The organism is Actinocorallia longicatena (assembly GCF_039534125.1).
Taxonomy (GTDB): domain Bacteria; phylum Actinomycetota; class Actinomycetes; order Streptosporangiales; family Streptosporangiaceae; genus Actinocorallia; species Actinocorallia longicatena.
Genome location: NZ_BAAAUV010000032.1, coordinates 63,721 through 71,728, shown reverse-complemented (window position 1 = coordinate 71,728; position 8,008 = coordinate 63,721). Strand labels below are relative to the sequence as shown.

General features: G+C 68.7%; 6 protein-coding genes. All 6 read left to right on the top strand.

The window, feature by feature from the left end; genetic code table 11:
• Positions 1-1,743: glycosyltransferase family 2 protein (locus ABD785_RS36045; RefSeq protein WP_344837742.1), on the top strand; the 1,743-nt coding region annotated here is incomplete at its 5' end.
• On the top strand, positions 1,740-2,894 hold the full coding sequence (locus tag ABD785_RS36040; protein ID WP_344837740.1) for a glycoside hydrolase family 26 protein: 1,155 nt from the start codon (positions 1,740-1,742) through the stop codon (positions 2,892-2,894). The genes ABD785_RS36045 and ABD785_RS36040, both read left to right, overlap by 4 nt.
• A gap of 7 nt (positions 2,895-2,901) precedes the next feature.
• Entirely contained in the window at positions 2,902-4,386 is a 1,485-nt protein-coding gene (locus tag ABD785_RS36035; protein WP_344837737.1) for a glycosyltransferase family 39 protein, read from the top strand.
• A 31-nt stretch (positions 4,387-4,417) separates the two neighbouring features.
• Complete coding sequence (locus tag ABD785_RS36030) at positions 4,418-5,680, top strand: glycoside hydrolase family 26 protein (protein ID WP_344837735.1); 1,263 nt, start codon at positions 4,418-4,420, stop codon at positions 5,678-5,680.
• A gap of 169 nt (positions 5,681-5,849) precedes the next feature.
• Complete coding sequence (locus tag ABD785_RS36025) at positions 5,850-6,830, top strand: glycoside hydrolase family 26 protein (RefSeq protein WP_344837733.1); 981 nt, start codon at positions 5,850-5,852, stop codon at positions 6,828-6,830.
• Positions 6,831-6,849: 19 nt separating this feature from the next.
• A complete protein-coding gene (gene manA, locus ABD785_RS36020) occupies positions 6,850-7,998 on the top strand; it encodes a mannose-6-phosphate isomerase, class I (protein ID WP_344837731.1) in 1,149 nt (382 codons plus the stop codon).
• Positions 7,999-8,008 lie beyond the last annotated feature (10 nt).

The window sequence follows — 8,008 nt, the reverse complement described above, 5'->3', positions numbered from 1 at the left end:
GGCAGGCCCGCGCCCGGTGGCAGGCCCGCCGCCCAGGGACGGCCCCAGCAGCGGGCCCTCGGCCCGCGCCCGCCGCGACGCCCCGTTCCCCCCGCGCCTCCCGGCAGCGGCGGGGACACCCTGCGCACGATGGAGGACCTGCCGCCGATGCCGCGGCGGCCCCAGCCCGTCGGCCGCAGGCTCCGGCCCGTCCCGGTCATCCCCGACCCGTCGCCGCTGCTGCCGCAGCCGCCGAACGACCAGGAGAAGTACTCCTACGTCCGCCGGTACACCTGGCTGCTGAACCTCGGGACGTTCGTCAGCTTCATCTGCATCGTCATCAGCGCGGTGATCTTCCTCAACGCCCGGCAGTGGTACATCGCGGTCCCGTTCCTGTCGGTGACGGCGATCAACTACCTGCTGTCGCTGCGGTTCGACATCTTCTCCAAGAACTTCGACCTCGACCACCACCAGCGGATCGTCGACAACTGGAAGCCGGCGGTCTACCCGAGCGTCGACGTGTTCCTGCCGGTCTGCGGCGAGCCGATCGAGGTCATCCACAACACGTGGGTCGCCGTCCGCCGGGTCGTCGAGTCCTACCCGGGCAGGGTCACGCCCTACGTCCTGGACGACGGCGCGAGCGAGGAACTGGCCGCGATGGCCGCCGACTTCGGGTTCCGCTACGGCTCCCGGGAGAACCGCGGCTACTTCAAGAAGGCCGGCAACCTGCAGTTCGGCTTCCACAGCTCGGACGGCGACTTCATCCTGCTGCTCGACGCCGACTTCGCGCCCCGGCACGACATCCTCTCCGAGCTGCTGCCCGTCATGGACGACGACAAGAAGATCGGCATCGTCCAGACGCCGCAGTTCTTCCGCGTCCTCGACCACCAGACCTGGGTGGAGCGCGGCGCGGGCGCGTCGCAGGAGATGTTCTACCGCTCGGTCCAGGTGACCCGGCAGCTGCGCAACGGCTCGATCTGCGTCGGCTCCTGCGCGCTGTACCGGCGCGAGGCCCTCGCCGAGAACAACGGCACGACGATGATCGAGCACTCGGAGGACATCCACACCGGATACGACCTCCAGGTCCTCGGCTGGAGCACCAAGTACGTGCCGGTCGCGCTGTCGGCGGGCGTGTGCCCCGACAACCTGCGCGCCTTCCACAACCAGCAGTACCGCTGGTGCATGGGCTCCTTCTCGCTGCTGTGGAGCAAGAAGTTCTGGGACGCCCCGCTGCCGTTCAACACGAAGCTGTCGTTCGCGGCGGGCATGCTCTACTACCTCCACACCGCGCTGTTCGCGATCATCGCGCCGATCCTGCCGATCGTGATGCTGCTCGGCGACCCGACGCTGCTGAACCTCGAGGCGGCCGTCTGGCTGATCCCCTCGGTGATCTACGCGACGTTGATCTTCCCCGCCTGGCACCGGGCACCGTTCCGCCTCGAGGCGTGGGCGGTCGGCATGATGCAGGGCTGGGCGCACGTCTTCGCGATCTGGGACATGGTCCGCGGCCGCGAGATGGGCTGGGCCCCGACCGGGTCCAAGGGCGCCAAGAAGAGCAAGATCCGCCGCGTCTGGATCGCCTACGCGGGCTGGACCGGCGCGCTGGCCGTCCTGTGGGTCGGCCTGGCGGCCTGGCGGATGACCGACGTCTACCCGCCGGACGTCGCCATGGCGCTCAGCGCCGGCCTGTTCTACCTGCTCGTCGTCGGGCGGGTCCTGGTCCAGCCGCGTGAGTTCCGGGACGTGGTGGAGGAGGACCTGTGAGCCGCCGTCTGACCGGCGCCCTCTGCGCCCTCGCCATGATCTTCTCCCTGGCCGCCTGCGGCGACCCCGCGCTGAACAAGAAGGAGCGCCAGCAGGCCGAGCTCCCCGACATCACGCTGCCGAAGGTCGACCTGCGTCCCCTGCTGTCGCCCAAGGTCGGCGGGCAGGACCGCGAGTACCTGGGCGTCTCCTACGAGGGATCGCCGCAGGAGGGCCTGGAGAAGCGGAACGCGCTCGGCGAGAAGTCCGGCAAGCAGCCCAACCTGGTCAAGTACTTCCAGGAGTGGGGCGGTGACTTCGACATCAAGGGCGCCAAGGCGATCCACGACGCCGGGGCCCTGCCCTTCGTCGACACCGAACCGCTGCAGGAGGATCTCGACGAGATCATCGCCGGCAAGTGGGACTACATGATCCGCGCCTACGCCGGGCAGGTCCGCGACTCCGGCATCCCGATCGCCTACTCCTTCGGCCACGAGTTCAACGGCTGGTGGTACCGCTGGGGTTACTGCAGCAAGTCGAAGGGCCTGACCGGCAAGACGGGCGACGCCATCGGCATCGCCTGCCGCGGCGACTCCCTCAAGAACACGCCGAAGCAGTACGCCGACGCCTGGAAGCACGTCCACGACGAGTTCGAGAAGGTCGGCGCCACCAACGTCATCTGGGTGTGGAGCCCGAACGCGGCCAAGGCCCCCGACCAGCCCGCGCTCAAGGAGTTCTACCCGGGCGACGGCTACGTCGACTGGATCGGCGTCAGCGGCTACATGCGCTTCGGGGGCAAGCAGGCCGACGCCACCCCGATCGACGACATCCTGCTCGGCCCCGGCGGCACCTTCCACGATCTGACGAAGGAGCTGAACGGCTTCGCGCCGACCAAGCCCATCCTCATCGCGGAGACCGGCTCCGACGCGGTCAAGCGCAAGCCGGCCGACATCAAGACGCTCTTCGCGACGGTGCTGAAGAACCACAACTTCATCGGCTTCGTGTGGTTCGACGTCAAGAAGACCGAGGACGCGGGCAACACGGTCAACTACCTGATCAACACCTCGCCCGCGGCGACCGCCGCGTGGAACAAGTACGCCGCCTTCCAGAAGATGGGCGGCGACCCCCGGGACCTTCGCTACGACGCCAAGGCGGCGGCGAATGGCAACTGAAAGCACGATGACCGAAGCGCGCCCTGAGGGCAAGAAACTACGGGCGAACGTCAAGCCCGCGCCGTACCGGATCCCGCAGGCGCCCCCGATGGGCTGGTCGCCGACCGGCAGCAAGCGGCGCGAGTGGGTCAGCCGCGGCATGGTCGGAACGATCATGTTCCTCCAGGCCGTCCTGACCCTGCGGCTGAGGAACTCCCCGTCCGTCGGCGAGGTCCACACGCTGACCGACTACCGCTCCACGCCCTTCATCCAGGGCAACGAGTCGATCTACCCCACGATCGTCGACGCGCTGGGGATCACCGGTGCCAGGTTCTTCAGCCTGCTGTGCATGCTGGCCTGCACCGCGATGGTCTACTCCTGGTCGCGGCGGCTGTTCAACGAGCGGGTCGGCCTCGCCGCCGCCTTCGCGTTCGCGGTGATCGCGCCGACGCTGGTCGTCGGGGCGCTCGCCACGGTGGACGCCTTCGGCCTGGCGCTGCTGGCCCTCGCGACCTGGCTGACGATCGAGAGCAGGCAGGGACCGGCCTGGCCGGTGTTCCTGGCGGCACCGGTCGCGGCGCTCGCCGTGGTCGTCAACTACTCCGCCCTCTACTACCTGCCGGTCGTCACGCTGCTGGCGCTGCTGGTGTCGGTCCGCGTCGTCGCCCCGGTCATGGCCGCGGCCCGCACCGCGCCGCTGGTGCTCGTGACCATCGGCATGGCGGCCTTCACCGCCTCGGTGACCTCCAACCAGAAGATGCCCGAGTCCGAGGACATCGGGACGCTGGCGGAGGGGACCTTCCACTGGCTCGGCCTGATCACGGGCCTGGCCCTCGCCGGCGCGGGCTTCTACGTCAAGCGAGCCCGGATGGGGGAGGTGCCCCGCGGTTACGACGAGGAGCCTCCCGGCATCGGCTGGCGCATCATGCTCGGCGTCATCCTGTGCCTGCCGCCGATCCTCGCCCCGGTCTTCCTGACCTTGACGCCCTCGGTGGCCCCGCTGTGGAAGCCGCCGCTGGCCTACAGCGCCCTGTTCACCGCGACGATGGCCGGCGTTGGCCTGGTGCGCATCGTGGGGCGCCACTTCCGTTTCCCCCAGTGGGGGATCATGGCCGCCGTCGCGCTGCTGTCGATCGGCATGGCCCAGTCCTCCTACGAATACACCCTCTGGCCGAACGCGAGCAGGCTCGCCGAAGTGCTGGCCACCCAGGTCCAGCCGACCGGCAAGTACCTCGCGTCCGACCCCGAAACGATCAACTACTACCTGAAGGACAAGACCAAGCCGACGCAGTGGACGCCGACCTCGGCCGGCGACCCCACGAAGGCCCTGAAGAAGATGACCTTCGATCTGGTGGTCCTGGAACGACCGTTCCTGTCCAAGGCCGACGAGGCGCTGGAGGCCGAGCTCAGGGACAGCGGTACCTACCGCATCCTGAACACGGTCCCCTTCCGTCTCGGCTGGACCCGGGGCACTCACGAGATCTGGATCGCCAACGACGTACCGGTCAAGTAGTGACGCTAATCAACTTGGAGTACTCCCAGTCATGACGTCCATCCGCCCCCTCTTGGTGATGGCGCTGCCCGCGGTTCTCGCGGCCGCCTGCGCCAGCCCCACGCCCGCCCCCAAGGCGGCCCCCGCCGCGCCGAAGGCGACGGCCAGTGTTGACAGCGGCAGCGGCCGGACCGAGTCCACGGACCCGGGTTACGAGCCGCAGTCCAAGGCCTCCGACGACGCGGGCGCGCCCAAGGCCTCCGTCGCCGGCGGCGCCAAGGCCACGGCCAAGAAGAAGGCCGCCGCCAAGAAGGCCGTTTACAACAACAAGATGCCGAAGAACTTCACGCGGTACAACGCGCCCGGCGCGTACAACGTGAACAAGCTGCTCTACCCCCGGCGCGAGATCGTCGGCGTCTTCACCAAGGACAACTCCGGCGGCACCCCGATCTCCCGCGCCAACGCGCTGGGCAAGAAGATCGGCAAGAAGCCGAACATGATCAAGACGTTCGTCAACTGGGGCGGCGGCTTCGACATCAACTGGGCGCAGAGCGTCTGGCGCAACGGCTCGATCCCGCAGTTCGAGCTCGAGCTCAGGACCTTCGACATCACGATGCGCGACATCGCCAAGGGCGAGCAGGACGACTACATCCGCCAGCTCGCCGTCGCCATCCGCGCCGCGAACGTCCCGGTCACCTTCAGCCCGTTCCACGAGTTCAACGGCGACTGGTACGAGTGGGGCTGGTGCGGGGAGTACAAGGCGGACTACAACGCCTGCAAGCAGAACCCGCGCAACACCCCGTCCGACTTCAAGGGCGCCTGGAAGCGGATGCACAACATCTTCCGCGCGATGGGAGCCACGAACGCGATCTGGCTCTGGCAGGCCAACCAGATCGGCGCCCGTCCGAAGGTGCCGCTGAAGCCGTTCTGGCCGGGCTCGTCCTACGTCGACTGGGTCGGCGTGGTCGGCTACTACCAGGACCCCGCGAAGAAGTGGATCAGCTCCTTCGAGAAGATCTTCCGTCCGACCTTCGTCCAGGTCCGGAAGTTCACCAAGAAGCCCATCCTGATCCCCGAGGTCGGCTCCTGGGTCGGCAAGCGCCGCAACACCGACATCAAGGACTTCCTCGCGGGCGTCGCGCGGTACCCGAACGTGATCGGCTTCATCTGGTTCAACGAGAAGAAGGTCGGGACGAACGAGACCGACTGGCGCATCGAGTGGAGCCAGAGCTCGGTCAACACCTTCAAGGCCTCGCTCAAGAAGGGCGCTTTCGGGTTCAACCCCAAGCACCCGACGTGGCCGTCCGGCAAGTAGCCGATCGACGTCGCCGGGCGTGAGCCCGGCGTCAGCAAGACGAGCGGCGACGTCGCGGCCGAGGCGACGGCGAGGATCACCCAGCGGGGGATCCGCCGTCGCCCCGGCCGCGCGACCTCCGGCCCCAGGGCCGGAACACCGCTTTCACACCGACCCTTGGGGGCCTTGTATGAAGTTCCGTCTCATCGCCATCGCATCCGTTCTCCCGCTCTCCCTCGTGGCGGGCTGCTCCTCGGACGCGGACAAGAAAGTCGACAAGACGGCTCAGGCCGACACCGTGTCGACGGCCGGCGGCAGCGAGCCGGACGCCGTCCTGCGGGCCACCAAGCGCAAGTACCTCGGCATCTACGTCGAGGGCAAGTACAAGGACAACCCGGCCGCGCAGTCGAAGGTCCTGAAGAAGAACGTCGGCCGCGCGCCGAACATCATGAAGCACTTCCAGGCCTGGAACGCCCCGTACCCGGCGGACTGGGCCAAGGCCGCCTACAAGGTGGGCGCACTGCCCCAGCTCGAGTGGGAGCCGCACGGCGTCCCGCTGAAGACGATCGCGGCGGGCGACAGCGACGCGTTCCTGCACGCCTACGCCAAGCAGGTCAAGGCCAGCAAGGTGCCCGTCATGATCAGCTTCGGGCACGAGATGAACGGGTGGTGGTACGACTGGGCGACCAAGAAGACCACCGCGAAGCAGTTCGTCGCGGCCTGGCGCCACATCCACGACATCTTCAAGGCCGAGGGCGCGACCAACGCCAAGTGGCTGTGGGCGCCGAACGTCATCTACCCGATGCCCAAGGTCAAGCTCAAGCCGCTCTACCCCGGCAACTCCTACGTCGACTGGGTCGGCGTGATCGGCTACTACAAGGGCCAGAAGAACGCGACGTTCAAGGGCTTCTTCGAGCCGACGATCAAGAAGATCCGCACGTTCAGCAAGAAGCCCATCCTGCTGGCCGAGACGGGCTCCAAGCGCGGGCCGAAGCGGAACAAGGAGATCGCCGACCTGCTGACCAACGTCGCCAAGCGCAAGGACATCATCGGCCTGATCTGGTTCAACATGAACAAGCCGGGTGACGGCGACTACCGGATCGAGGCGACCAAGTCGTCGCTGAAGACCTTCCGCACCTATGTGACCAAGTACCCTTACGGCCGCAAGTAAGCAGCTACGGAAGCCGGCCATGAGTGATCTCCACCGACTCGACAACGTCATCCGCTCCTACGACTGGGGGTCGAGGACGGTCCTCGCCGAGCTCTTCGGCAGGCCGGTCCCGAGTGACGGACCCGAGGCGGAGCTGTGGATCGGCGCGCATCCCGGCGCGCCGTCCCGCCTGGCCGGCGGCGGCACCCTGCTCGACCTGATCGGCGCCGACCCGGCCGGGACGCTCGGTCCCGGCCGGGACCGGCTGCCGTTCCTGCTGAAGATCCTCGCGGTGGAGCGCCCGCTGTCGATCCAGGTCCACCCCGACGCCGCCCAGGCGGCCGCCGGGTACGCCAGGGAGAACGAGGCCGGGATCCCCGCGGGCGACGCCAAGCGCAGCTACCACGACGACTGGCCCAAGCCCGAGCTGGTCTGCGCCCTCACGCCCTTCACCGCGCTGTGCGGCTTCCGGCCCGTCGAGGAGGCCGCCGCGCTGCTGGAGGGCCTCGCGGGGGAGCGGACCGGCAGGATCGCCGCCGTCCTGCGGGCCGAGGGCCCGCGAGGCGCGGTCACCCTGCTGGCCGACTGGCCGGAGGCCGACAGGAGGGCCCTGGTCGCCGAGGTCGTCACGGGTTCGGCCGGCACCGGCGGCCTCGCCTGCTCCTGGGCCCGGCGGATCGCCGAGCAGTATCCGGCCGATCCGGGCGTGGTCACCTCGCTGCTGCTCAACCTGGTCGTCCTCCAGCCGGGGGAGGCGATGTTCGCCCGGCCCCGCACGATCCACGCCTACCTGCACGGCACCGCCGTGGAGATCATGGCCGGTTCGGACAACGTCCTGCGCGGCGGGCTCACGCCCAAGCACATCGACCTGCCCGAGCTGCTCGCGATCACCCGGTTCGAGCCGTCACCGCCCGACCTCGTCGCCGCCTCCGCCCTCCAGGACGGCGAAGACCTCTATCCCGCTCCGGTCCGTCAGTTCCGGCTGACCCGGCTCAGCCCCGATCCCGTGCTCACGGTCGACGTGCCGGGCCCGGGGGCCGTCCTGTGCCTCGAAGGCTCCCTCGAGGTCTCCCGCGGTGACAGCGTCGAACGGCTGACGCCGGGGGAGGCCGTGTTCGTGCCCTTCGCCGGCGGGCCGCTCCGCGTCACCGGGCCCGGCACCGGGTTCCGGGCCTCCGTCCCCGCCTGATTGGTCTCTC